This window comes from Streptomyces iconiensis (assembly GCF_028657195.3).
GTDB classification, from domain to species: Bacteria; Actinomycetota; Actinomycetes; order Streptomycetales; family Streptomycetaceae; genus Streptomyces; species Streptomyces iconiensis.
Map to the genome: position 1 here is coordinate 80096 of NZ_JANCPR020000014.1, position 23231 is coordinate 103326.

Here is a 23231-nt window from a genome sequence, read left to right on the forward strand (position 1 = left end):
TTCCAACACCCCCGTTCGGGGCCACTCTCGACGCCATGAGAATCGACAAGGAACCGTTCAGACTGGGCGTCGCCTCCGGTGAGCCGCTGCCCGACTCCGTCGTGCTGTGGACCCGGCTCGCGCCCGAACCGTACGCACCCGCCAGCGGGTTACCCGCCGAGCCCGTCCCCGTCCTGTGGGAGGCGGCGCTGGACGCCGGGTTCACCGAACCCGTGGGCTCGGGGCAGGTCAGCGCGCTCCCCGAGGAACACCACTCCGTGCACGTGGAGGCGGGCGGGCTGGCCCCCGCGACCACGTACTACTACCGCTTCCGCACCACGGGGGAGACCGGCGAGTGGACCAGCCCGACGGGCCGCACCCGTACGGCGCCTGCGGCCGACAGCGACCCGGCGACGACGACGGTGCGCTTCGGCGTCGTCGCCTGCCAGGCGTACCACCACGGGTACTTCACGCCGCTCAGGCATCTGGCGGCCGAGGAGAACGTGGCGGCTGTGCTGTGCCTGGGCGACTGGCTGTACGAGTACCCGGTCAGCGCGCAGGGCGGCGAGCGCAAGGACCCTGACCTCAAGCTCCCTGCGCTCTTCAACAAGGAGGCGGTCACGCTGGAGGACTACCGGCTGCGGTACTCCCTCTACCGCACCGATCCCGACATGCGCGCCGCGCACGAGGCACACCCGTGGATCGTCTCCTGGGACGACCACGAGGTGGAGAACAACTACGCCGCCGACATCCCCTCGGACGGCTCCTCACGGGAGAAGTTCAAGGTGCGCAGGGCCGCCGCCTACCAGGCGTACTACGAGAACATGCCGCTGCGCCCAGCGCAGCGGCCCACGGGCCCCGACCTGCCGCTCTACCGGCGCCTCGCCTTCGGACGGCTGGTGCAGCTCGATGTGCTCGACGGGCGCCAGTACCGCGACGACCAGTCCAACGGCGACGGCTGGAAGGTGCCGACGGCCGAGACCAACGACAAGGCGCGCACGCTGCTGGGCGCCGAGCAGGAGAGCTGGCTCACCAAGGGCTGGGAGGCGTCGCAGGCCGTGTGGAACGTACTGGCGCAGGGCGTCGTGCTCAGCCGCAGGCACAACCGCACCTCGGGCCCGTATCCGCTGTCCATGGACGCCTGGGACGGCTATCCGGCGGCCCGCGACCGGCTCCTGAAGGCGGCGAGTGCCACGCGGACCAGCGCGACGGGGGCGGTCTCGAACCTCGTCGTGCTCACGGGCGACGTGCACGTGAACTACGGATTCGACATCAAGGAGGACTTCGACAGTCCCGATTCGGCCAACCTCGGTGTGGAACTGGTCACCACCTCGGTCTCCAGCGACGGCAACGGTGCGGACAAGCCAGGTAACTGGGATGTCTTCATGAAGGCCAACCCGCATCTGAAGTTCTACAACGGCCGCCGCGGCTACCTCCTGGTCACCCTCGACCAGGAGCGCGTGCGCGCCGACTTCCGTACGGTCACGGGCGTCACCACGCCGGAAGCGCCCGTCGGCACGGCCGCATCCTTCTTCTCGCTCAACGGTGACCCCGGCCTCAAGCCCGTCTGACGGACGGCGGGAACGGCACGGCGGGGCCGGCAGAGCACGGGGCAGATGCCGCGGCGAAGGGCCAGGACAGGTGCCGCGGCCGAGCGCCGGCCGGCAGGAGGGAGGGTCGCGGGACGGTCGATCAAGTCGGCCAGGGGAACAAATGTATGGGCCGGGGTTGGAATCCCTGGGAGAATGTTCGAGCCACTGACAAACTCCTGGAGAGGTGCATGACCAAGCCCGGCCCCCGTAACCCGGCCGCCCCATCCGGTCCCCACGCAGAATCCGCAGAGCCCTCCACCCGGGCATCCGCCCCATCCGAATCCGCCACACCGGAAACCGCCACCCCCGGGCTCCCGGCGGCGAGCCCGCAGTTGACGCGCCGCCGTGCCGGACTGCTGCTGACGCTCATACTCGGCGGCCTCACGGCGCTTCCACCGCTCTCCCTCGACATGTACCTCCCCGCCCTCCCCGAGGTCGGCGAGGCACTGCACATCCCGGCGGCCACGGCGCAGCTGACCCTCACCGCGTGCCTCCTCGGGCTCGCCGTCGGGCAGCTCATCGCCGGGCCCATGAGCGACAGGTTCGGACGCAGGGCACCCCTGCTGATCGGAATGACCCTCTACGTGGTCGCCGGAGTCGCCTGCGCCCTCGCGCCCACAGCGGGGACGCTCACCGTCTTCCGGCTCATCCAGGGCCTGGCGGGCGCCGCCGGTGTCGTCATCGCGCGCGCCGTCGTCCGCGACATGTACGACGGGCTCGCCATGGCCCGGTTCTTCTCCACCCTCATGCTGATATCGGGCGTGGCACCGATCCTCGCCCCCGTACTGGGCGGCCAGGTCCTGCGCTTCACCGACTGGCGCGGCGTCTTCGTCATCCTCGCCGCCATCGGCCTGGTACTCGTCCTCGTCGTACTGCGCAAGCTCCCCGAGACCCTGCCACCGGCCGAGCGGCACAAGGGCGGTCTCCCCGAGGCGCTGCGCACCATGCGCGGGCTCCTCGCCGACCGCGTCTTCACCGGCTACCTCCTCGCGAGCAGCCTCGCCTTCGCCGCGCTCTTCTCCTACGTCTCGGCCTCGCCGTTCGTCATCCAGGAGATCTACGGAGCCTCGCCGCAGACCTTCAGCCTGCTGTTCATGATCAACTCGATCGGCATCGTCGCCTTCGGCCAGCTCAACGGGAAGGTACTGGTCGGCCGCGTCTCCCTGGACCGCGTCCTGGCCTTCGGCCTGGGCATGGTCACCGTGGCGGCCGTCGCGCTGGTGCTGATGACCACCGGCGCCTTCGGGCACATCGGCCTCGCTCCGCTCGCCGTCGGGCTGTGCGCGCTGATGTCGGGAATGGGCCTGATCATGCCCAACGCCAACTCCCAGGCCCTGATGCGCACTCCGCACGCCGCCGGTTCGGCCTCAGCGCTGCTGGGCACCTCGCAGTTCCTCATCGGTGCCGTCGCCTCACCGCTCGTCGGCATCGCGGGTGAGAAGACGGCCGTGCCGATGGCCGTCACCCAGCTCAGCGCGGTGCTGCTCGCCATGCTCGCCTTCATGGGACTCTGCCGTCCATGGCGCGTACGCGACTGAGGCGCCCGGCCCCCTCCGACGGCCCGGACAAGCGGCGCCGTTTCCAGGAGAAGGCCGGGCTCGACGCCGGCCGGCTGGCCGCGCTGGCGGAGGAGACCGACGCACTGCCCGGTACCGGGTGGTGCGCGGGGGCCGTCGTCCTGGCAGGACGCGGCCCCTTCGTGGCGGTCGAGCACCCGACGGGATGGGCACTGCGCTACGGCGCCTACGACCCCGAAACCGGGCGCGGCACCGAACTGCCGCGCGAGCAGTGGCTGCCCGTACGCGCCGACACCGTCTTTGACCTGGCCTCGCTCACCAAGCTGTTCACGGCCATCGCCACCGTCCAGCAGGCCGAGCGCGGCACGCTCGATCTGGACGCGCCCGCGGTCGTCTACGCCGATCCGCGCTCCGGACTCGTCGTGGACCACGGCATCACCGTGCGCCATCTGCTCACCCACACCTCGGGCCTGCGCCCCGAACTGCCCTTCTACGAGCACAACACCGCCGAGCACACGACCCTGCTGTGGTCGGAGAAACCCCTGACCGAGCCCGGCACCACCCACCTGTACTCCGACCTCAACCCGCTGCTCCTGGAACGGGTGCTGCGGCGCGTCACGGGGCGGCCCTTCGACGCGCTCGTACGCGAGGGCATCACCAGGCCACTGGGCATGGAGCGCACCCGCTTCAACCCGCCCCGCAACTGGCGCCCCCGTATCGCGGCGACGGAGGACCAGCGCAAGCCCTGGGCCAAGCTCAACCGGGGCCTCGTGCACGGTCGCGTCCACGACGAGAACGCCTACGCGATGGCGGGCATCGCCGGCCACGCCGGGCTCTTCTCCACCGCGTACGACCTGGCTGTGCTGTGCCGCACGCTGCTCTCGGGCGGCGCCTACGGCCCGGCCCGGATCCTGGCACCCTCGTCGGTGGCGATGCTGCTGGAGCCGCCAGGGCTGGGCTTCCAGGTAGGGGCCGAGTGGTTCATGGGAGACCTGGCGACTTCCGGAGGCCGGGCCGCAGGCCACACCGGCTTCACGGGAACGAGCCTCGTGCTCGACCCCGTCACCGACACCTTCCTCGTGCTCCTGGCCAACACGGTCCACCCCGTAAGACGCCCGCCCGACAACCACCCCCGCGCCGCAGCCGCGACCCGACTGGCCCAAGCCGTCCTATAAAACGCCGCCCCACCCCACCTGCTGCACACGGGATGCCCCCACCCAAACCGAGAGCTGTGCCGGGGATGCCCCGTGCTGTGTGTCGCAGTCCGCGGCTACTTCGTGGCTTGTCGCGCAGTTCCCCGCGCCCCTGAAGGGGCCCCCTCAACTCCAGGGCTGGCCCCCACGCGGGCGGGGGAGTCCAGAGGGGGCGGAGCCCCTTTTGGCGGGGGGCCGTCGGGGGGCGGAGCCCCCAGACGCCCGGCCGGCGAGGCCAACGGGGGCAAGGGGGCGAAGCCCCCATTAGGAACGGAAACCGGGGTCCTGTCCGCAACCCCGGTACCGCCCCTTCCTACACTGACCCAGTGATCGACCAAGAACTGCGCGGCGCACTAGCCGCTCTCGCCGAAGAGCTGCCCGCGCGGCAGGCGACCGCCGCCGTGGAGCGGCTGATCGCCAACTACCGGGGAACCACCCCCACCACGACCCCCGTACTCAGGGACCGCGCGGACGTGGTGGCGTACGCCGCCTACCGCATGCCCGCGACCTTCGCCGCAGCGACGGCGGCCCTGGACGCGCTGGCGGAACGCACCCCCGGCTGGACACCAGCCAGCCACCTGGACGTAGGCGGCGGCACCGGCGCCGCCGTATGGGCCGCCGAGGCCGTATGGCCGACGCCCCGCACCACCCACGTGCTCGACTGGGCCGAGCCGGCCCTCGCCCTCGGCCGCGAACTGGCCGCACGCGCCGAAGCCGAGACCCTCCGCAAGGCCCACTGGCAACGCGGCTCCCTGCGCGCCGCCGGCCGCACAGCGGACGCGGCGCAGGGTGCGGCAGAGGGACATGGCGCACAGGGAGGGCAGGCCGCAGCGGCAGCGCGCGCACTGCCCGGAGCCGACCTCGTGACCCTCTCCTACGTACTCGGCGAACTGACCCCCGAGGACCGCCGCACAACCGTGGAAGCGGCAGTGAGCGCGGCCCGACAGGCCGTCGTCCTAGTGGAGCCCGGCACCCCCGACGGCTACCTGCGGATCATCGAGGCACGCGATGCGCTGATCGCCGCCGGGCTGCGCGTCCTCGCGCCCTGTCCGCACAGCGCAGCCTGCCCCATCGTGCCCGGCGAGGACTGGTGCCACTTCGCCACCCGAGTCAGCCGCTCCTCCCTCCACCGCAGGGTGAAGGGAGGCGAACTCGCCTACGAGGACGAGAAGTTCAGCTACGTCGCAGCGGTACGGGGAGACCCGGGCGAGCCGGCGCACTCCCGGGTGATCCGCAAACCCCTCCTCCGCAAGGGCCAGGTGATCCTCGACCTGTGCGAGGAATCGGGCTCCCTGGCCCGCCGCACGATCACCAAACGCGACGCCCCCCGCTACCGAGCGGCCCGCAACACCCCCTGGGGCGCCCCATGGCCGCCCCCGGCCGACTGACAACGGCAGGCACAGGACCGGCCGCAGGCACGGGACCGGGGCGCCGCAGGCACAGGCCGGGCACCGGCACAGGACCGGCCGCAGGCACAGGCCGGGCGCCAGCACAGGACCAGGCGCCGGCCCCTACGAACGCAGCTCCGCCGTAACACACTTGACGCTACCGCCACCCTTCAACAACTCGGTGAGGTCAACCGGAACCGGCTCGTACCCGCGGGCACGCAACGCCGCGAAGAGACCGGCGGCGGCCTGAGGCAGCAGCACATGGTGGCCGTCGCTGACCGCGTTGAGCCCGAGCGCGAGCGCATCCGGCTCCCCGGCGACCAGCGCGTCGGGGAACAGGCGCGCGAGAACGGCCTGGCTGCCGGCGGAGAAGGCGGGCGGGTAGTACATGACGTCGCCGTTGCCCTCACCGCCTTCCGGATCGAGCACACACAGCGCCGTGTCCAGGTGGTAGTAGCGCGGGTCGACGAGATCGAGGCCGATGACGGGGCGCCCGAAGAACTCCTGTGCCTCGCCGTGCGAGAGAGGGCTGCTGCGGAAGCCGCGCCCGGCGAGGAGCCAGTCGGCCGTGACGGCGAAGTCGCCCTCCCCCTCGTTGATGTGCTCGGGCTCGGTCACATCGGCGAAGCCGTTCGCGCGGTACCACTCGCGGTGCGCGGCGGCCTCGTCGGCGCGTTCGGGATGCGCGAACCGCGCGCCCAGCACCCGCCCTTGGACGACGGTGGCACCGTTGGCCGCGTAGACCATGTCGGGCAGGCCGGGCACGGGGTCGAGGATGTCGACGGTGTGCCCGAGGGAGCGGTAACGGTCGCGCAGCGTCTCCCACTGCGCCAGCGCGAGGGGAAGATCCACCGGCTTACCGGGGTCCATCCAGGGGTTGATGGAGTACGTGACACGGAAGTGAGCCGGTGGGCACATCAGGTAGTGACGGGGTGCGTACAACGAAGGCTCCTCACGGGGTCGGTGCGCATGAGTGCGCCCATGGTCCTCCGTGAGGAGCTCTTCCGGCTGGATTGCGGTGACCTCCCCTGAGGGAGGACGGGCTCACTCCCGTGACTCCCGCAGTTTGCGCAGCAGTTCGCGCTTCTGGGCCATCGGGTCCGCCGTACCGCCGGGCCCGTATCCGCCGGCGTTCCGGTTGCCGCGCATCTTCTTGCGCGACAGCTGTGAGCGCGTGCCCCCGACTCCCAGCATGTTGTCCGCTCGTCCCTTGCTCATGGGCTTCCCTTCGATCGCCGGTACCTCACCGATGCATCGTCGATGCGTCGCCGAGACACCGCCGACACGTCACCGGTAAGGAAGAGCGAGACGCTGCGTCTCGCTCACGGAACGAGCATGGGCGAGACGAACCGTCTTGTCAAGACGGTTCGTCTCGTCTCAGGCGCTGCTAGATTCGGAACATGTCCACTCCACAGGCGGCCAGGACCGCGAAGGCCGCGCCCACCAAGACCCCGGACGCCTCCCGGCGCAGCCAGCGCTCCCGGCAGGCCATCCTCGACGCCAGCATGGAACTGGTCGGTGAGGTCGGCTACAACAGGCTGACCATCGAGGCCATCGCCTCCCGCGCGGGCGTCGGCAAGCAGACGATCTACCGCTGGTGGTCCTCCAAGGCCGCCGTGCTGCTCGACGCCTTCCTCTCGGTGGTCCACGACAACGGGTACGACAACGGCATCCCCGACACCGGCGACCTGGAGGCCGACCTCAAGGCCGTCCTGCGCGCCACCGCCGACGAGTTCACCGACGCCGGGTTCGAGGCCCCCTACCGTGCCCTCGCCGTGGCCGGAGCCGCCGACGCCGAGCTGGCCCAGGAGTTCGTCGAGCGGCTCCAGGAGCCCGGCCTTGAGGTCTACATCCGCCGGCTGCGCCTGGCCCAGGAGGCGGGTCAGATCGCGGAGGACCTCGACCTGCACCTCGCCGTCGAACTGCTCCTCAGCCCCTTCCAGCAGCGCTGGCTCACCCGCTCGGGGCCCCTGACCTACGAGTTCACCGACCGGCTGGTCGAAATGGCCCTCCGCGCCTTCCGCTGAAGGGCGCGCTCTCCGGTCGCATGCTTTCCGCCGCCCGCCGCCCGCCGCCCGCCGCCCGTCGCCCGTCGCCCGTCGCAACGGCCTAGCGTGCGAGCGGTGCGCGGGACGAGGAGCGGGCGGCGAGCCGGCTGGGGACGTCCGTGACGATGCCTGCGCAGCCCAGCCGCAGCATGCGGTCGCGGTCGGACGGGGTGTTGACCGTGTGGGACCACACGTGCCGGATGCCCGAGGCCACGGCCCTGCGCGCGTGGCGCGGGTGGGCGCGGTGGTCGACGCTGAGCACGTCCACGTTCCGCTTCCAGCGCTCGGGACGGTCGAGCCGCATCTGCCTCGCCGAGCGCCATACGGCCGTACGCAGCCCCATCTTGTGTGAGGTGACGGCCAGCCGCAGCCGGTTCGTCTGCACGTACACCGAGCGCGTCAGCTTCCGCTCGCGCAGCGTCCTGGCCAGGTGGGGGAGCCCGGCGGGGTCTTTCAGCTCCAGTACGAGTCCCGCCCGTCCGCCGAAGCGGTCCAGGATCTCCGGGACCGTCGGCGGGCGCTCGCGGCGCCAGTTGCCGGGCAGGCCGGCCGGCGGGACGAGCCGTACCTTCTCCCAGCCCTTGCGGTCCAGCGCCTTGACCGGGCCCTTGCGGTTCGTCGTGCGGTCGAGGGTCGCGTCGTGCATCGCGACGAGCGTCCCGTCGCGCAGCACGCGGACGTCGATGTCGAGAAGGGACGCGTGCCCCCGTCTGTGGGTGGCGGTGAGGCCCTGCATGCTGTTCTCGGGCACCTCAAGGGCGCCGCCGCGATGTGCGATGTAGACGACGCGCGAGGGCCTGTCGGTGTGCGAAGCGGAAGCCGGAACCGGCGAGGCGTTCGCGGCTGCCGGAACCGGCGAGGCGTTCGCGGGGGCCGTGCCGAGCGCCAGGGACACCAGAGAGACGAGGACCGTCTTTGTGACCATGCCCACCAAGCTAGATGCCTATATGAGGATTTGCCGGGCGGAGAGTCCGGCTGGGTGGCACGGTTGAGTGACGTGGTGGACCCCCGCGTACCGAACGGGGCGTGAAAGGGCGCAGGATAGAGGAGAGACATCCGTGTTCCGTGGATTCCGGCCTCAGCGTGCCTTATCGCTGCGTACCCTCGGAATGCACGGTTCCCGTGTAGCGGAGTGAGGCGGTAGATGGAGAGCGAGAGCAGGATCGCCCAGTGGTTGCGCCGTAAGGCAGCACGCTCAGGCCCGGCCAAGGGGACCGGCACCCGCCGCTGGGGCGGCGCGCGCGGCGCGAACCCGGCAGCGGTGGCCGAGGCGGCACGCGACCGCGAGGCTCTCCTGCTCACGGCCGCGGCTGCGGGATTCCCGCTCGCGCCCGCCGCGCACCCTTCCGGATACGGCTGTTCCTGCGTACGCATCGGCTGTCCCACGCCGGGCAGGCACCCCGTCTCCTTCGCCTGGCAGACCCAGGCCACCACCGACCAGGCCCAGATCGAGCGGTGGCTGCGCGCCGAGCCGCAGGCGAACTTCATCACCGCCACGGGCCGCAGCCATGACGTCCTCGATGTGCCCGTCGCTGCGGGACACGCGGCGCTGGAGCGGCTTGAGGCGGAGGAGCGGCAGACGAGTCCCGATCCGGCGGAGCCCGTTCTCGGCCCCGTCGCGCTCTCCGGACGCGACCGGATGCTCTTCTTCACCGCGACGCGGGGCACACCCGAGGACGAGGACGAGTGGTGGCCCTGCGAGCTGGACTGCCACCCCGAGACGCTGGACGAGCACCCGGGGCTGCGCTGGCACTGCCGGGGCAGCTATGTGCTGATGCCTCCCGCCGAGCTGCCGGACGGCGAGGAGGTCAGATGGCTCAGGTCCCCAGAGCCGGGCGCCACGCTGCCCGAGCCGCTGGTGCTGCTGGAGACGCTCTCGGAGTACGCCGTCAGCGTCGACAGCGCGGAGGAGCCGGCGCCCTGGCCCGTACGGTGAGCGCGCGGCTCGTACGGTGAGCGCGGCGGCAGCCCGCACGTAAGGCAGTCACGCGTAACGGCGAGCCACAGCAACGCCGCAACACCGCGCGCGCCGACTGGAGTTCACGCCCGACGGGAGTTCACGCCCGAGGGGAGTTCACGCACCGACGGGAGTTCGCGCGTCGGTCAGAGCGCGTGCGCTCTACTCTCCGCGTGCCGCCGTCAGGCCCTCGATGCGGTTGAGGAAGGTGGTCTCGCCGCCTTCCCTCTCCGCGGGCACGCTGACGACCTGGGACGAGACGCGTTTGAACGTGACCGACTGCTTCGGCTTCCCCGTCATCAGCGCCTTGACCAGCGGGTTCTTGATCTTGGGCGTGTAGCCGCGCGGCAGCGTCTGCTTGTGGTGGTGGTGCGAGGCGAAGAAGACGAGGCCGCCGCCGTCCTTGGTGCGCAGCCCGAACGGTACGAACTGCGGTGGCTGCGCGGCCTGGTCGACGAACTCGTTGCGCACGCTCGTCTGCTTCTGCTGCTTCTCGCGCCGCTCCAGCAGCGCGCTCGTGTGCGGCCCTCCGGCGAACTCGTCGCCCGTGCCCTCCTGGAGGTAGCGCGTGTAGGTCCGGCTGAGCTTGCCCGGTGAGATGGCCAGCTTCGCGTCGCCGCCCGTCGGAACGGGCTTGACGTAACCGTCCTTGTCGCGCGCGAACTGCGGTATCTCGTCGGGCTGGAGCACCGAGAGATACGACGCCTTCCACGGGCCGTGCGCCCTGTCGCGCTGGAAGACGAAGAACCAGCGGCCCGAGCCCTTGCGGTTGCTCTTCGAGTCGGTGGCGAAGAACTTGGGCCAGCCCGCCTGCTTGGGGATCAGATAGCGGGTGTCCGTCAGTTCGAGGCGGTTGTAGTCCGGGTTGCCCTTCGGGTCGACCTTCTTGCGGGAGGTGAGCCCCGCCTGGTCTATGGCACCGAGCGCGCCGGACTCGATCTGGGCGTTCAGCCTGGCGTCGTAGGCGGTGTTGGCTCGGTTGTTCCTGGCCGTGAAGCTCTTGAGGACCTTCGCCGCCTCGTCCTTGCCGACAGCGGGGATCACGGCCTTCTCGCCGTGCACCGTCATGCAGCCCGTCAGCGTCACGAGGAGTGCCGCCGCCGTGACCACGGCTGCGGGCCGCGCCAGCGGAGCCCTCAACGCCTGCAACCCCTTCACCTGTTCCATCCTCCCCGGTGCTGTCGCGCGAAGGCACCTTACCGCGCGGGGTCTGGCGCGGTGCGCGGTGGCTGACAGAGTATGCGCGGCAGGTGGGGCAGTTGGGCCGAGGGCCCGGTGAAGACCTTTGGGGGTCGCATGAGCACGGAGACGGGCTTCGGCACGGCGCTGCGTCAGTTACGCACGGCGCAGAAGACGGCGAAGGGTGTCTCGCTCTACTCGCGGTACGTCAACCGCCCGGCAGGACGGGTGTGCGCCGCGGCTGCGTACCGCGTCGGGCTCAGCCCGAACCAGGTCACGCTGCTGAGCGCGGTGTGCAGCTTCGCCGGGATCGCCGCTATCGCGCTCGTACACCCCTCCTGGGGGCTCGGCGTATGTGTCTACCTCGCGCTCGCCTTCGGCTTCGCGCTCGACTCGGCCGACGGACAGCTCGCGCGGCTGCGCGGCGGGGGCAGCCCGGCGGGTGAGTGGCTCGACCATGTCGTCGACTGCGCCAAGATCGTGGCGCTGCACTCAGCCGTGCTGATCTCCTTCCACCGCTTCGCCGACCTTCCGGGAGACGGCTGGCTGCTGCTGCCGCTCGGCTTCCAGGCGGTGGCCGTACTGATCTTCTTCGGCGGTCTGCTCACCGACAAGCTGCGCGCGCCCCGTACCGCGGGGACCGCGCCACCGGCACCCTCGACGGCTCGGTCCCTGGCGCTGCTGCCCGTCGACTACGGCGTCTTCTGCGCCGTCTTCCTGCTGTTCGGCGGCGCGGGCCTCTTCCGCGCCGCCTACGCGCTGCTGTTCGGGTGCTACGCGCTCTTCCTCGTCGCCTTCCTCGCTAAATGGTTCCGGGAGCTTTCCTCGGAGCCGTCCCCCGGCTGACCGGCGCGGCGGCGGGTTCGGCGAGCGCGTCGAGGACACGGCGGAGCTGAGTACTGGACGTATGCATGGTGTAGGGGAAGTAGACGATCTCCACACCGACCGTACGGAAGTCCGCCTCCAGCCGGTCGCCCTTCGGCGTACCGCGCCAGTCGTCCCCCTTGAACAGCACGTCGAACCTGACCTGCTGCCACGTCTCCAGCTTGTCGGGAACGGTCTCCACGAACGCCGCGTCCACGAAGCGGACACTGCGCACGATCTGCAGTCGCTCCACGAGCGGGATCACGGGCGCACGCCCCTTGGCGCGTTCGGCCATCTCGTCCGAGACCACGCCCGCCACCAGGTAGTCGCACTTGGAACGGGCGTGCCGTAAGAGGTTCAGGTGCCCTACGTGGAACAGGTCGTAGGCGCCGGGCGCGTAGCCGACGGTATGGGTCATGCGTGTCCCCCCAGGACGGAAACCGGTGGTTGCGCGGCGCCACTCAAGGCCGCCGACGGGTGCGCGGGGCCCTCCCCGGCCCCGCGTCGGCTGAATGCAACCACAACGGCGCCGAAACGGGGACATGTTGGGGAAGCGATGTACGGCAGGCGCTAGGCTGCGCGAGGGGAACGAGGGGGGACGTATGGGGAAACACAGTGCTGCGCCCGCACGGCGTCTGGTGCTCGTATCGACGAATTACGCACCGGAGCAGGCGGGCATCGGCCCGTACGCCACACAACTCGCCGAGCACTGGGCGGCACGCGGAGACCTGGACGTCCATGTGCTCGCCGGTATGCCGCACTATCCCGCATGGCGCACCGACCCCGCCTACGGGGGCAGATGGCGGGCGACCGAGGACCGCGCCGGCGTACGGGTGCACCGCCGCAGGCACACCGTGCCCGCCCGGCAGTCGGCCCTCAACAGGGCGCTGTACGAGGCGTCCATCCTCGCCCACGGCATTCTCGCGCCGCCCCGCACCGGCGGTGCTCCGGCCGCCGTCGTGGCCCAACTGCCCAGCCTGGCGGGCGGAGTTCTGGGCGCGCGCCTCGCGCGTCGAGCGGGCGTGCCCTTCGTGCCCGTCGTCCAGGACCTCATGGGCGCAGCTGCGGCGCAGAGCGGCATCAGGGGCGGGGGCAGGGCGGCGGCGCTCGCCGCATCCGTCGAACGGCGCGTCCTGGGCGCCGCCACCCTCGTCGGTGTCATCCACGAGAGCTTCGTGGACAGCGTCACCGCCATGGGCGTGCCCCGCTCCTGCGTACGCACCGTGCCCAACTGGTCCCACATCGCCGGGTCCGCCAGGCCACGGGCCGCGACCCGGTCCCGCCTGGGCTGGGCGGAGGGCGAGACCGTCGTGCTGCACTCCGGCAACATGGGCCTCAAGCAGGGCCTCGACGTGCTCCTCGAAACGGCCAGGATCGCACCGGAGTTACGGATCGTCCTCATGGGCGACGGCAACCAGCGCCGACGGCTCGCCGCGCTCGCCGAGCAGCTGCCCAACGCCGAGCTGCTGCCGCCGGCCGCCGAGGACGACTTCCCCGACGTGCTGGCAGCGGCCGACATCCTGGCCGTCACCCAGCGCGCCTCCGTCCTCGACATGAGCGTCCCCTCCAAGCTCACCTCGTACTTCACGGCGGGCCGTCCCGTCGCCGCCTCCGTCGCCGGAGGGGGCGGCACGGCAGGCGAGTTACGCGCGGCCGGGGCCGGCGTCCTCGTACCGCCCGAGGACCCCGGCGCCCTGGCCGAGGCGCTGCGGTCGCTGGCCGCCGACCCCGACAGGGCAGCGGCGCTCGGCGCCGCGGGACGCGCGTACGCCGAGGAACGCCTCGGCCGGGACGCCGCGCTGGCCCGTCTCACGGCGCTCCTCGACGAGGCCCTGGCCACGGCCGCACCGCACGCACTCACCGCACCACGCATGCCGGACAACAGGGCCGCCGCATGAGTGCCCGCCACGGTGCTCCCGCCGAACAGCCGGCCGTCGCCCCCGTCTACGACGAACCCGACCTGCTCCGCGACCAGTTCAGGCAACTTCTGCGCTACCGCCTGCTGATCCTTCTCGGCCTCGTGCTCGGCCTGCTCGGCGGCGGCTGGCTGGCCGTACGCGGTGGCGACTCCTACACCGCCGCCACCGAGACCACCGTGCAGCTCCTCACCACCGACTCGCCGGGCGAGGAGAAGGCGCGCGGCGAGATCAGCATGGGCTCCGAGCGGCGCACCGCGCTCAGCAGCGTCGTCGCCTCCCGCGCGGCGAAGGAACTGAAGTCCCGCACCGACCCCGCCAAGCTCGCCGCCGACCTCCAGGTCACCAACCCGCCCGAGACGCAGATGCTGCGCTTCGCCTACACGGCCGCCGGCCCACGGGCCGCGGCCGACGGCGCCAACGCGTTCGCGCGTGCCTACCTCGACAGCCGCCAGGGGGAGGCGCTCGAACGCATCGAGCGCATGGTCGCCGCCTACGAGAAGCAGCGCAAACCCCTGGTCAAGGAGCGCGACCGGCTCGCCGACGAGATCGCGGGGGCCGGTGACAAGGGCGCACTCGACGGCACCGTCTCCGCGCACGCCTCGCTGGTCAGCAGCATCGCCGAGATCAACAGCAGGATCAGCAACCTCCAGGCGCAGGACACCACGCCGGGACGCGTCGTCACCCGGGCCACCCCGCCCGCCACGCCCTCGGGCCCCGGGCTCGGCCTCATGCTCGGCCTCGGCGCCGCCGTCGGCATCGGCCTCGGGCTGCTCGCCGCCTGGGTCCGCCTCGTGTTCGACCCCGCTGTGCGCACCCCGGGCGACGTCGTACGCGCCCTGCACGCGCCCGTACTCGGCGCGCTGCCCCGCACCCGGCGAGGGGGCCAGGGCTCGCTCCTGGCGGAGGGGCGGCTCGCTGAGGAGTACCGTTCCGTCGCGTTCCGTCTCGCCTACGACGGCACGTTCGCGCACCGCCGCCGCGTCCTGGTCGTCTCCCCGCGCGGCAGCATCGAGACGGCGCTCGCCTGCTCCGTCAACCTCTCGGCATCCTTCGCCGAGATGGGCAAGGACGTCCTCCTCATCGAGGCCGATCTGCGGACGCCCTCGCTCACCGACCAGCTGCGCCAGGCCGACGGCGTCCAGCCCGGCTGGGCCCGCGCACCGGGTCACGGCACGATCGGCTGGCCCGCCGGACACCGTGTGCCCATCGACGCGGGGGAGTCCGGCGTCTTCGACCTGGTGCCCGGCCGCCGCGTCAGCAAGGTGCCGCGCGCGCTCACCTCGTCGGCCGTCACCCAACTCATCGCGCACGCCGAGGCCAAGGACTCCGTCCTCGTCGTCCTCGCCCCCGCCGTGCTCTCCTACGCCGACGCCATCGCACTCATCGACCGCGTCGACTGCGTGCTCATCGTCTGCGACCCGCGCGATGTGCGGCGCGACGACCTCGCCCGGGTACGGGAGCTGGTGGCGGGTGCGGGCGGCGCCGTGCTCGGTGCGCTCCTGCACTCCCAGGGCAGCGGCACCCACGACACCAAGCGCGCCCCGACACCTCCGTCCCCGCCCTCGCACCGCAACTCCCGCCCCGCACCGGGCCCTGCGCGGGACCACAGCGAGACGGTCGGGTTACGGGTCATCGACCGATGAGCGCCCTCTCTCCCGCGCCCCTCTCTCCCGCGCCCCTCTCTTCCGCGCCCCGCCCCCGCGCCCGGCCGCCGGCCGGGAAGCACCCCCACTTCCCGGAACCGGGGGACAGGCGCCAGGGGGGCGCCCCGCAGGCGCGCGGGACGGTGACGAGTGCGGCGGCTCCGCCGCGTGGGCGCGACAAGCCGCACGGCACCCGCACCCGCCCCCGAAGACACACCCGAAGACACACCCCGGGCGGCACCGCCGGCGGGGAGCGCTCAGCGTGGCGCGCTCGTGGAGGTCGGCGCCGGTGACCAGGGCACCCCGCCACCGCAGAACCCGACCGGCCAGGTCGCAAGGGCTGCGCCCCCGTACGGCCATCGTCTGTTCCATAGCCGACCAAGGCGTGGCAGCGCTGACGAACATCGCGGTCCTCGTCGTCGCCGCACGGCAGTCGACGGCGGCCGGCTTCGCGGTCTTCTCGCTGGTCTACATGGTGTTCACGGTGCTGCTGGGACTCAGCGTGGCGTATGTGGGCCAGGCGCTGGTGCTGGAGAAGGGCGAGCCCCGCGCCGTGGCGGGCGCGTGCAGGTCGGCCGTATGGTTCACGGCCACCGCTTCGGCCGCGCTGGGGGTTCCGGCCGCCGCGGTCCTGTGGGTGCTGGGCGGCGACACGACGGCGGGGCTGGCCGCGCTGGGCCTGGTGCTGCCCGTCGTGCTGACGCAGGACACGGCGCGGTACGCGTTCTCGACGCTGCGCCTGCCCCAGCACGCCCTGGCCGCCGACATGGTGCGGCTCGCCGCCGTCGTGCCCGCGCTCGCGGCGCAGCCGCACGACGCGAGCGCGGCGCGGCTGATCGGGGTGTGGGGCCTGTCGGCGCTGCCCGCGCTGGGGCTGGCGCTGGGGCTGCTGTGGCGCCGGGTGCGCGGCACGGACCGGGACCTGCGCCGCTATCTGCGCAGGGGCCATCTGGGCCGCAGGTTCGCCGTGGAGTTCGGGGTGGGCAACGCGGGCACACAGCTGGCCGTCATCGGCCTCGGTCTGCTCGCCAACCCGCTGGCCGTGGGCGCGCTGCGCGGGGCCACGACGCTCTACGGACCGATGAACGTGCTGTTCAACGCGGCGACCGGGTTCGGCCCTCCGCTCCTCAACCGCGGCAGCCCGCGCAGCGCTTCGCGCGCGGCCTTCGCGGCGGGCTCCGTACTGGCCGTGCTGGCCGCGGCGTGGACGGTGGCGCTGATGCTGCTGCCCGCCACATACGGCGAGAAGCTGCTGGGCGACACCTGGGCCGCCGCCTCGCAGCTGCTGCCGGCGACGGGCAGCCAGTACGCGGCGATGGCGCTGGGCACGTGCGGGCTGCTGACGCTGCGGGTGCTGCGGCCCCGTACGACGCTCCCGATCCAGCTGGTGTTCTCGCTGCTTTCGGTGGGCTTCATGCTGGGCGGCTACGTTCTCGGCGGCGTACTCGGCGCCGCCTGGGGCCTGGCACTGGGCTCGGCGGCCAAGGGCGCGGCCAGCTGGCTGCGGGTGCTGCGCGTGCTCCGTACTCCGGACCGCGAGGGCGGCCCGCGGCACGGGGCCGTCAGCGCAGCTGGTTCCGGCGGTCCTGGCGGAACGTCGTGACCAGCAGGACGCACATCACGGCGATGCCCACCCTCCCCATGCCCTGCAGCAGCGAGCCGCGCAGCAGGATGAAGCTGTAGCCCGCGATGAGCGGCACGACGACGGCCGGGACATTGCCCGGCCCGCTGTCGTCGGCTGTGCGCCGCACATAGCGGCGGTCGGCGCGCGCGGCGGCGTAGCCCACCCCGGCGAAGCCGAGTGCCATCCCCAACGGGCCGAAGTCCAGCCAGAATTCGGCCCACAGCGGCGAGGACAGGTTCGGGTACGGCATGCCCATCCACTCACCGACCCGCGTGCCCGGGTCGTGCGGCTTGTCCGTCCACACCGAGCGGGGGACGAAGAAGAAGACGGTGCCCGCGAGCTGCCTGCCGTAGCTGTGGCCCTCGCCCGTGCCGACGAACGTGATCGTGTTGGCGACCATGCCCGTCTGGTCGTAGTCCTTCATCGTCAGCGGCTCCAGCAGCGACCCCGACGGCTGAGGCCGGTCGGTGCCCTCCTCGTAGCGGAACCTGTCGGCGAACGGGAACACCACCAGCGCGATGGCCACGCCCAGCGCCAGCGCGGCCCTGTACATCACGGGGCTGCGCGGGAACGCGGTGAACAGCAGCGAGAACAGGACGGTCAGGAACCAGTAACGCGGGTTCGAGATCGGGTTGTTGACGATCGCGTTCAGGCCCACCATCGCCACCCACAGCGTCAGCACGAGCGGACTGCGGCGTGCCGTGCGCGAGGTGACCAGCCAGCGGGTGAGGAAGAGCAGCGCGAGCAGCGCGGGTACCGTACCGAACCCGCGCAGGAAAGCGGAGCCGGCCTCCGATGCCGCCTCGGCGCCCGCAGCGCCCTGCACCGACTCGGTGATCTCCTGCCGGTTGCTGAAGAAGACGGCGGGGCCGCCGAGTTGGGTCACCAGCAGTCCGCTGCCCGCCACGGCGAGCAGGACCAGCAGGTACAGGCGCGTCCTGTGCACCGTCGCGGGGGGCCGTTGGTTGCCGCCCATCCTGGTACGCAGCGACGGTCTGTGCCGCGCCAGCACGGCGCCCAGGTCGAAGGCGACGATGCCGGCCAGCACCAGCGCAGCCGCCAGCACCGTGTCCGACCTCGGGCCCACCACCGGTGTGGGGGTGCGCTCCAGTACGGCCTGGGCCAGCGGCGCCACCCCCATCGCGATGTAGATGAACAGCCAGAACGAGCCCTGGACCAGGCGGCGTCGGGGACTGAGCACCATGGCGGCCAGGCGGGTGCCCGAGTAGCAGCAGATGACGATCTGGAGCCAGTAGGCGGCGTCGTGCGTGCCGGGCCCCGGCTGGACGGCAACGGCGCCTGGGAGCACCGCGACCAGCGCGAGCACCAGCGGCACCGTGAGGGCGCGCGACAGCACGGCGCGCGGCGCCGTACGGCGTATCCACGCCTGTGTGGTGGTCATGCGGCTGCCCGCCCGTACCCGGTGTACCCGGTGGGCCCCGTGCGACCGGCGGGGGCATATTTCATGGTTTGCGCTACTCTCTCCCTCACGCGCCCGTGCCGGGCGCCGTTGTGAGGGGGGCTCACGGTGAAGGTTCTGCACGTCGTCACGCTGCACACACCGACGCACGACTTCGGGGGGCCGACGCGGGTCGCGCTCAACCTGTGCAGGGGGTTGCGCGCGCGAGGCGACAAGGCCGTGCTCGTCGCGCTGGGCGACGGCTTCGAGGGGGAGCTGCCGCGCGAGGTCGACGGTGTGCCCGTGCGCCTGTTCCAGGCCCGCCATGTGCTGCCGAGGTTCGAGGTGAGCGGCATCACCTCGCCCGCGATGCTGGCGGGCGCACGCCGCATGATGCGCTCGGCCGACGTCGTGCACGTCCATCTGATGCGCGACCTGGTGACCCTGCCGATGGCGCTGATCGCGGCACGGATGGGCCGGCCGCTCGTGCTCCAGACGCACGGGATGATCGACCCGACGGAGAAGCGGGTCGCCAGGGCCGTGGACGTGCTGGGGCTGCGCTGGGTGCTGGGCAAGGCGGACGCGGTGCTCCATCTGACCGCGAAGGAGCGGGAGTTGACGGCAGCCGTGGCGGAACCCGGCCGGATGGCCCCCGCGCACCGGCTGGTCAACGGGGTCGAGCCGCAGTCCATGCGGGCCGCAGCCGCACCCGGCAGGCCGCCGACGGTGCTGTACTGCGCGCGCGTCCAGGAGGGCAAGCGCCCGCGCGACTTCATCGCGGCGATGCCGACCGTGCTGGCCAAGCACCCGGAGGCACGGTTCGTGCTGGCAGGACCCGACACGGGCGCGCTGGCCGACGACATGCTGGCGCTGGCCCGTTCGCTGGGCGTGGGGCACGCGGTGGAGTACGTCGGAGCGCTGGACCACGCGGGTGTGCTGGAGCGGCTGCGCACCAGCGATGTGTACGTACTGCCCTCGGTCAAGGACGCGTTCTCCGTCTCGGTGCTGGAGTCGATGTCGGTCGGCCTGCCCGTGGTGGTGACCCGCACGAGCGGACTGGCCCCCGACGTGGCGGCGGCGGGCGCAGGGCGCCTGGTGGACAGCGACCCCGGCGCCGACAACGGCGAGCGGGTCGGACAGGCGGTGCTGGAGCTGCTGGAGCCCGCGGCCAACGCCGCGGCGTCCGAGGCGGCGTGGCGGCTCGTCCAGGACAGCTTCAGCATCGAAGCGGTCGTGGACACGCTGCGCGGGGTGTACGAACAGGCTACGCGCGTGGTCAGCGCTCGTCCCTCCCCAAGTGGTCCCGACGCTGCGGGCCCTGCCGGGCCTGCCGGGCCTGTCGCTCCAGGTCCCTCGACTCCCGCGTCTTGAGCCCGATCTGCCAGCGGTAGAAGCTCATCGCGAGCGCGTAGTCGAAGCCGGCCCTGCCGTCGAGGAAGCCCCGCTTGTAGACGTAGGCGTAGCCGAAGGACACCAGCGGCTTGAAGGGCGCCTTGTGGAAGAGGCGCCCCTGCCGGGTCTTGGCCATCCGGATCTGCTCCCGGACGGCAGGGTGCCGCTCCAGCCACGCCTCCCAGTCCGAGTAGCGGTTGTGCCGCTCGAACCAGGTGCGTACGGGGTCCAGGTCCCGGTGCTCGATGGGCGAGGAGAGGGCCACCACCGGCTCGGCGAGCGGCTGGTAGTGGCCCTCCTGCTCGCCCATGCCGGGCGCGGCCAGGTCGTCCGGCTCGGGGAACCGGCAGCGCGTACGGTCCAGCAGCACCCGCTTGACGATGGTGTAGCCGTGCCGCAGCCGGCGTCCGGCGAACCAGTAGCCCAGCGGGATGTCGAAGGCAGCAGGCCGTAACGTCCTGCCCTCGGTGGCCCCCGCGAACAACCGCCGCATCTCGGCGAGGAGTTCGTCGCTGGGCGTCTCGTCCCCGTCGAGGAAGAACAGCCAGTCCATGTCCGGGTACACGTGCTCCAGACACCACTGCTTCTTCTTCGGGTACGTGCCGTCCCAGGTGTAGGGCATCACCTCGGCGCCCTCCGCCTTGGCGAGCGCGCGGGTGTCGTCCGTACTGTCCGAGTCGACCACCACCACCTTCTCGAAGTGGCCGATGACGGACCGTACGGTCGTCGCGATGTTCTCGGCCTCGTTCTTGGTCGGTATCGCGACCACCACGGGCAGCTTCTTCACGCTCACTCTCCTTTTCCCGCCTTCTTGAGCAGCGGTGCGTACGTCGGGCACAGATGCCTGACAGCGGGTACGGCGTTGTCGATCTCGCCCGCTCCGAGCGCGCTGATCGCGTCCTTCTCGCTCGCGTCGGCCGTTGACCTGATCCGCGCGCACGCGGCCTCGCCCGCCTCCAGCACGGCTGCGGGCTCCAGCCCTTCGGGGACCCGGCCGACCAGGTACCTGCGCTGCTTCTTGGTGAACGAGCCTGTCGCGGGCGTCAGTCGGGCCTCGGGCACCTTCGGTTTCGCCCTGGACTTCTGGTCTCCGCCGCCCTTCGGCGCGGGGGTACTGACGCCCGCTTCCTTGTCCCGGCGCTGTTCCTGACGCCGTTCCTGACTCTGCTCCCGGGGCTCGGGCCGGGAGGTCCGGTTGTCGCCGGCCCCGCATCCGCCGCCCCCGCATCCGGCCGTGAGGGCCGTGACGGCCGTCAGAACGACGGCCGCCACGGTGGTTCCGGCCTTACGCGCGTTCATGGCTTCCTGAAGGTCAGCGTGAGCTTGGGGCCCGTGCCCCCGGTCTCCCGCGCCCACAGCCACAGGCTGTCCGTGCCCGCACTCGTCAGCGCCACATCGAAGGTGCCGCCGAGCGAGCCGTTCACACCGCTGGTGCTGAGCGGGATCGCGTAGTCCGTCTGGGCCTCCGGTGCCCCGGCAAGGGTGCCGAGCGGTGTGGAGCCGAGCGACGGGCGGTCGGCGAACGTCACCGCCGACTCCGACCAGTCGCCCGTCACGGGAACGGCGCTGATGGTGTCGGCCGTGTTCGCGTTGGGGTCGCTGCTCGTACGGACGGTCAGCCGCGCGTTCTTCAGCACCATCCCGCTGGGTGCGGGGGGCAGGCTGAAGCGCAGGTAGCTCTCGTAGGCGGCCGAGCCGCGCACCGCGAGCTGCTGATGCGTTCCGTAGGTGGAGCCTGTCGAGGCCCCGTTGACGTACGCGTCAGCCGTGGCCTCACGTTCCACGGTGGTCTCCGTAGGCGTTCCGGGTGTGGTGACCGCCGCCGCTTCCGAACGGGAGCTGGTGTTCGCGCCGCCCGCGTCACTGGCCGTGATGCGGTACGAGTACACCGTCCCCGGGCGCGTGTCCGTGTCGGTGAACGTGATCGTCGGCCTGCGCCAGAAGACCGAGTCGACCGTGGTGGTGTGCACCGGGTGCGTCTCGCCGTTGCGGTACACGCGGTAGGTCAGCTCGCTGTCGTCCAGGTCGGTGCTCGCGGGCCAGCTCACCTGCACACCGTTCGTCACGTTCGCCGCTGTCACCTGGTCGGGGACGGTCGGCGCGCGTGTGTCGGGCCCGTTGGCGAACCGCACCAGGCCCTGCTGCGGCTTGTTCCCGCTGCTCTGGATGCGGGAGAACGAGCCGCCCACCCACATGTAGTCGGTGCCGTCACGCGGTGCGACGACCATCGCGCGCGGCCCCACCTGCTCGACGCCCGCAGGCCCGTCGTCCGTGTCGGGGAACCAACCGAGCAGCGGCGTGGGCGAGGTGACGGACTGTGCCAGCAGGTGCTGGCGCTCGTACAGCTCGCCGAACTGCCCCATGCTGCGGCAGTTGTGCGCGTGCGAGCTGCTGTAGAGCACGTCCTTGTACACCGTCACGTCCTGCGTGGCCCCCAGGCAGGTGTCACGCCAGCGCTGCCCGAAGTCCGACAGGTTGAGCGCGAGCCGGCCGTCGAAGACACCGCCGCCCGTGCCCTCGTGCGCGGTGTAGATCCCCGTACTGTCGACGTGGATGCCGCGGATCACGGAGTTGCGGTGGATGAACCCCGAGGGGTACGCGCGCTTGATCGCGCCGTCCGACGCGTTGACCACGGCCAGCGCGTGCGAATTGCTGCCCCGTACGTAGTCGAAGTCCCCGCCGAGTACCACGCTCTGCCCGTCGGGGGTGACCTCGACGGCGCGGCCGACGTCGTCGGCGTCCGCCTGCCAGGGCTTGAGCGCGCCGCCCGTGGTGACCGCGGCGAACTTGCCCCGGCTCTCGCCCTCCACGCTGGTGAAGTCACCGCCCATGTAGACGGTGTCGCCGGTCACGGCGAGCGCGTGCACCGGGGCGGAGACGGACAGGCTGAACCCCGTCTTCACCGTGCACGAGGCGATGTCGATCGCGGCGACCCTGCTGACCGGGGTGCCGTTGACGGCGGCGAAGTTGCCGCCCGCGTAGAGGGTGTCCCCGTCGGGGGAGACCGCCAGCGCGCGGACCGTCGCCGTACCGCTGCCGACCGTGAAGTCCAGGCCGCAGTCGGTGGGTTCACCGGTCGCCGCGTTGAAGGCGGCGAAGTTCACCGCCCGCTGTTCACCGGTGCCCGGCGAGGCGCCCGGCGGCCGGATCGAGGACCAGGTGCCGCCCGCGAAGACGACACCCTTGGACTGGGCCACCGCCCATACGACCCCGTTGGTCTGCCACGTCGGCAGGTCGTCCGCCGTGATTCCGACGGGCGCCGTCAGCGCGTGCGCCTGCGGGGCGCTCTGCGTCAGCGCTGCCCCGCCCCATGCCACGACGCCCAAGGCGAGCGCCGTCACCACCACACCCACCCGGCGCACTCCGCGCCGGGACCTGCTTCTTTCCATTGCTTCCCCCACTTCGCTGTTGTGTGACCCCGCGTTCTCGGCCGCGGCCCGGAGGCGTGCGTCGCGTGGGTGCCCGTGTCCGTGCCGGTGTCCGTGTCCGTGCGTCGCGGGCCGCGGGTGCTTCGTGGCTGGTCGCGCCGTTCCCCGC

At 71.9% G+C, this 23231-nt stretch carries 19 protein-coding genes and 1 pseudogene; 11 read left to right on the forward strand and 9 right to left on the reverse strand.

The window, feature by feature from the left end; translation table 11 throughout:
• Positions 1 to 20: 20 nt before the first annotated feature.
• The 4 genes and pseudogenes from NMN56_RS16180 to NMN56_RS16195 form a co-directional block, all read left to right on the forward strand.
• A pseudogene (locus NMN56_RS16180) lies at positions 21 to 1550 on the forward strand (alkaline phosphatase D family protein); the annotation flags it as partial.
• 209 nt (positions 1551 to 1759) lie between these two features.
• A complete protein-coding gene (locus NMN56_RS16185) occupies positions 1760 to 3109 on the forward strand; it encodes a Bcr/CflA family multidrug efflux MFS transporter (RefSeq protein WP_274039576.1) in 1350 nt (449 codons plus the stop codon).
• A complete protein-coding gene (locus tag NMN56_RS16190) occupies positions 3091 to 4263 on the forward strand; it encodes a serine hydrolase domain-containing protein (protein ID WP_274039575.1) in 1173 nt (390 codons plus the stop codon). The genes NMN56_RS16185 and NMN56_RS16190 overlap by 19 nt, the downstream gene beginning before the upstream one ends.
• A gap of 344 nt (positions 4264 to 4607) precedes the next feature.
• Entirely contained in the window at positions 4608 to 5669 is a 1062-nt protein-coding gene (locus NMN56_RS16195; RefSeq protein ID WP_274039574.1) for a small ribosomal subunit Rsm22 family protein, read from the forward strand.
• 123 nt (positions 5670 to 5792) lie between these two features.
• Here NMN56_RS16195 and ddaH read toward each other — a convergent pair whose 3' ends face one another.
• Both ddaH and NMN56_RS16205 read right to left on the reverse strand, forming a co-directional pair.
• The gene (gene ddaH, locus NMN56_RS16200) at positions 5793 to 6611 is read right to left on the reverse strand and encodes a dimethylargininase (RefSeq protein ID WP_347178599.1); all 819 of its coding nucleotides are present in this window, start codon (positions 6609 to 6611) and stop codon (positions 5793 to 5795) included.
• A 102-nt stretch (positions 6612 to 6713) separates the two neighbouring features.
• The gene (locus NMN56_RS16205; protein ID WP_274039573.1) at positions 6714 to 6887 is read right to left on the reverse strand and encodes a DUF6243 family protein; all 174 of its coding nucleotides are present in this window, start codon (positions 6885 to 6887) and stop codon (positions 6714 to 6716) included.
• Positions 6888 to 7069: 182 nt separating this feature from the next.
• Between NMN56_RS16205 and NMN56_RS16210 the strand changes: the two genes are divergently transcribed.
• Positions 7070 to 7696: a TetR/AcrR family transcriptional regulator gene (locus tag NMN56_RS16210; RefSeq protein ID WP_274039572.1), complete on the forward strand. Its 627-nt coding sequence runs from the start codon at positions 7070 to 7072 to the stop codon at positions 7694 to 7696.
• Positions 7697 to 7778: 82 nt separating this feature from the next.
• Here NMN56_RS16210 and NMN56_RS16215 read toward each other — a convergent pair whose 3' ends face one another.
• The gene (locus NMN56_RS16215) at positions 7779 to 8642 is read right to left on the reverse strand and encodes a glycerophosphodiester phosphodiesterase (protein ID WP_274039571.1); all 864 of its coding nucleotides are present in this window, start codon (positions 8640 to 8642) and stop codon (positions 7779 to 7781) included.
• A 219-nt stretch (positions 8643 to 8861) separates the two neighbouring features.
• Here NMN56_RS16215 and NMN56_RS16220 point away from each other — a divergent pair, with 219 nt between their 5' ends.
• Complete coding sequence (locus tag NMN56_RS16220) at positions 8862 to 9653, forward strand: bifunctional DNA primase/polymerase (protein ID WP_274039570.1); 792 nt, start codon at positions 8862 to 8864, stop codon at positions 9651 to 9653.
• A 183-nt stretch (positions 9654 to 9836) separates the two neighbouring features.
• On the opposite strand, the gene NMN56_RS16225 is transcribed toward NMN56_RS16220, so the two are convergent.
• Positions 9837 to 10841 carry an SCO2278 family lipoprotein gene (locus NMN56_RS16225; RefSeq protein WP_274039569.1) on the reverse strand — a complete coding sequence of 335 codons (1005 nt, stop codon included), beginning with the start codon at positions 10839 to 10841 and terminating at the stop codon, positions 9837 to 9839.
• 129 nt (positions 10842 to 10970) lie between these two features.
• Between NMN56_RS16225 and NMN56_RS16230 the strand changes: the two genes are divergently transcribed.
• Positions 10971 to 11699 (forward strand): CDP-alcohol phosphatidyltransferase family protein, encoded by a 729-nt coding sequence (locus tag NMN56_RS16230; RefSeq protein ID WP_274039568.1) that lies wholly within the window; start codon positions 10971 to 10973, stop codon positions 11697 to 11699.
• On the opposite strand, the gene NMN56_RS16235 is transcribed toward NMN56_RS16230, so the two are convergent.
• Positions 11656 to 12135 (reverse strand): FAD synthase family protein, encoded by a 480-nt coding sequence (locus tag NMN56_RS16235; RefSeq protein WP_274039567.1) that lies wholly within the window; start codon positions 12133 to 12135, stop codon positions 11656 to 11658. The two genes, NMN56_RS16230 and NMN56_RS16235, sit on opposite strands and share 44 nt — an antisense overlap.
• Positions 12136 to 12319: 184 nt before the next feature.
• Between NMN56_RS16235 and NMN56_RS16240 the strand changes: the two genes are divergently transcribed.
• From NMN56_RS16240 to NMN56_RS16250, 3 genes are all read left to right on the forward strand, one after another.
• Positions 12320 to 13615, forward strand: coding sequence for a glycosyltransferase family 4 protein (locus NMN56_RS16240; RefSeq protein WP_274039566.1), 1296 nt, complete (start codon positions 12320 to 12322; stop codon positions 13613 to 13615).
• A complete protein-coding gene (locus NMN56_RS16245) occupies positions 13612 to 15279 on the forward strand; it encodes a lipopolysaccharide biosynthesis protein (RefSeq protein ID WP_274039565.1) in 1668 nt (555 codons plus the stop codon). Before NMN56_RS16240 ends, NMN56_RS16245 begins: the two co-directional genes overlap by 4 nt.
• Positions 15280 to 15619: 340 nt before the next feature.
• Entirely contained in the window at positions 15620 to 16882 is a 1263-nt protein-coding gene (locus NMN56_RS16250) for an MATE family efflux transporter (protein ID WP_274039964.1), read from the forward strand.
• Here the strand turns inward: NMN56_RS16250 and NMN56_RS16255 are convergent.
• Positions 16842 to 18305: an O-antigen polymerase gene (locus tag NMN56_RS16255; RefSeq protein ID WP_274039564.1), complete on the reverse strand. Its 1464-nt coding sequence runs from the start codon at positions 18303 to 18305 to the stop codon at positions 16842 to 16844. The genes NMN56_RS16250 and NMN56_RS16255 overlap by 41 nt on opposite strands.
• Before the next feature lie 126 nt (positions 18306 to 18431).
• Here NMN56_RS16255 and NMN56_RS16260 point away from each other — a divergent pair, with 126 nt between their 5' ends.
• Positions 18432 to 19673 (forward strand): glycosyltransferase, encoded by a 1242-nt coding sequence (locus tag NMN56_RS16260; RefSeq protein WP_274039563.1) that lies wholly within the window; start codon positions 18432 to 18434, stop codon positions 19671 to 19673.
• Here the strand turns inward: NMN56_RS16260 and NMN56_RS16265 are convergent.
• The 3 genes from NMN56_RS16265 to NMN56_RS16275 are packed head-to-tail and all read right to left on the reverse strand — an operon-like array spanning position 19579 to position 23083.
• Positions 19579 to 20481: a glycosyltransferase family 2 protein gene (locus NMN56_RS16265; RefSeq protein WP_274039562.1), complete on the reverse strand. Its 903-nt coding sequence runs from the start codon at positions 20479 to 20481 to the stop codon at positions 19579 to 19581. The genes NMN56_RS16260 and NMN56_RS16265 overlap by 95 nt on opposite strands.
• A gap of 2 nt (positions 20482 to 20483) precedes the next feature.
• Complete coding sequence (locus NMN56_RS16270) at positions 20484 to 20993, reverse strand: hypothetical protein (protein WP_274039561.1); 510 nt, start codon at positions 20991 to 20993, stop codon at positions 20484 to 20486.
• Positions 20990 to 23083 carry a CBM96 family carbohydrate-binding protein gene (locus tag NMN56_RS16275; protein WP_274039560.1) on the reverse strand — a complete coding sequence of 698 codons (2094 nt, stop codon included), beginning with the start codon at positions 23081 to 23083 and terminating at the stop codon, positions 20990 to 20992. The genes NMN56_RS16270 and NMN56_RS16275 overlap by 4 nt, the downstream gene beginning before the upstream one ends.
• Between the last annotated feature and the right edge of the window lie 148 nt (positions 23084 to 23231).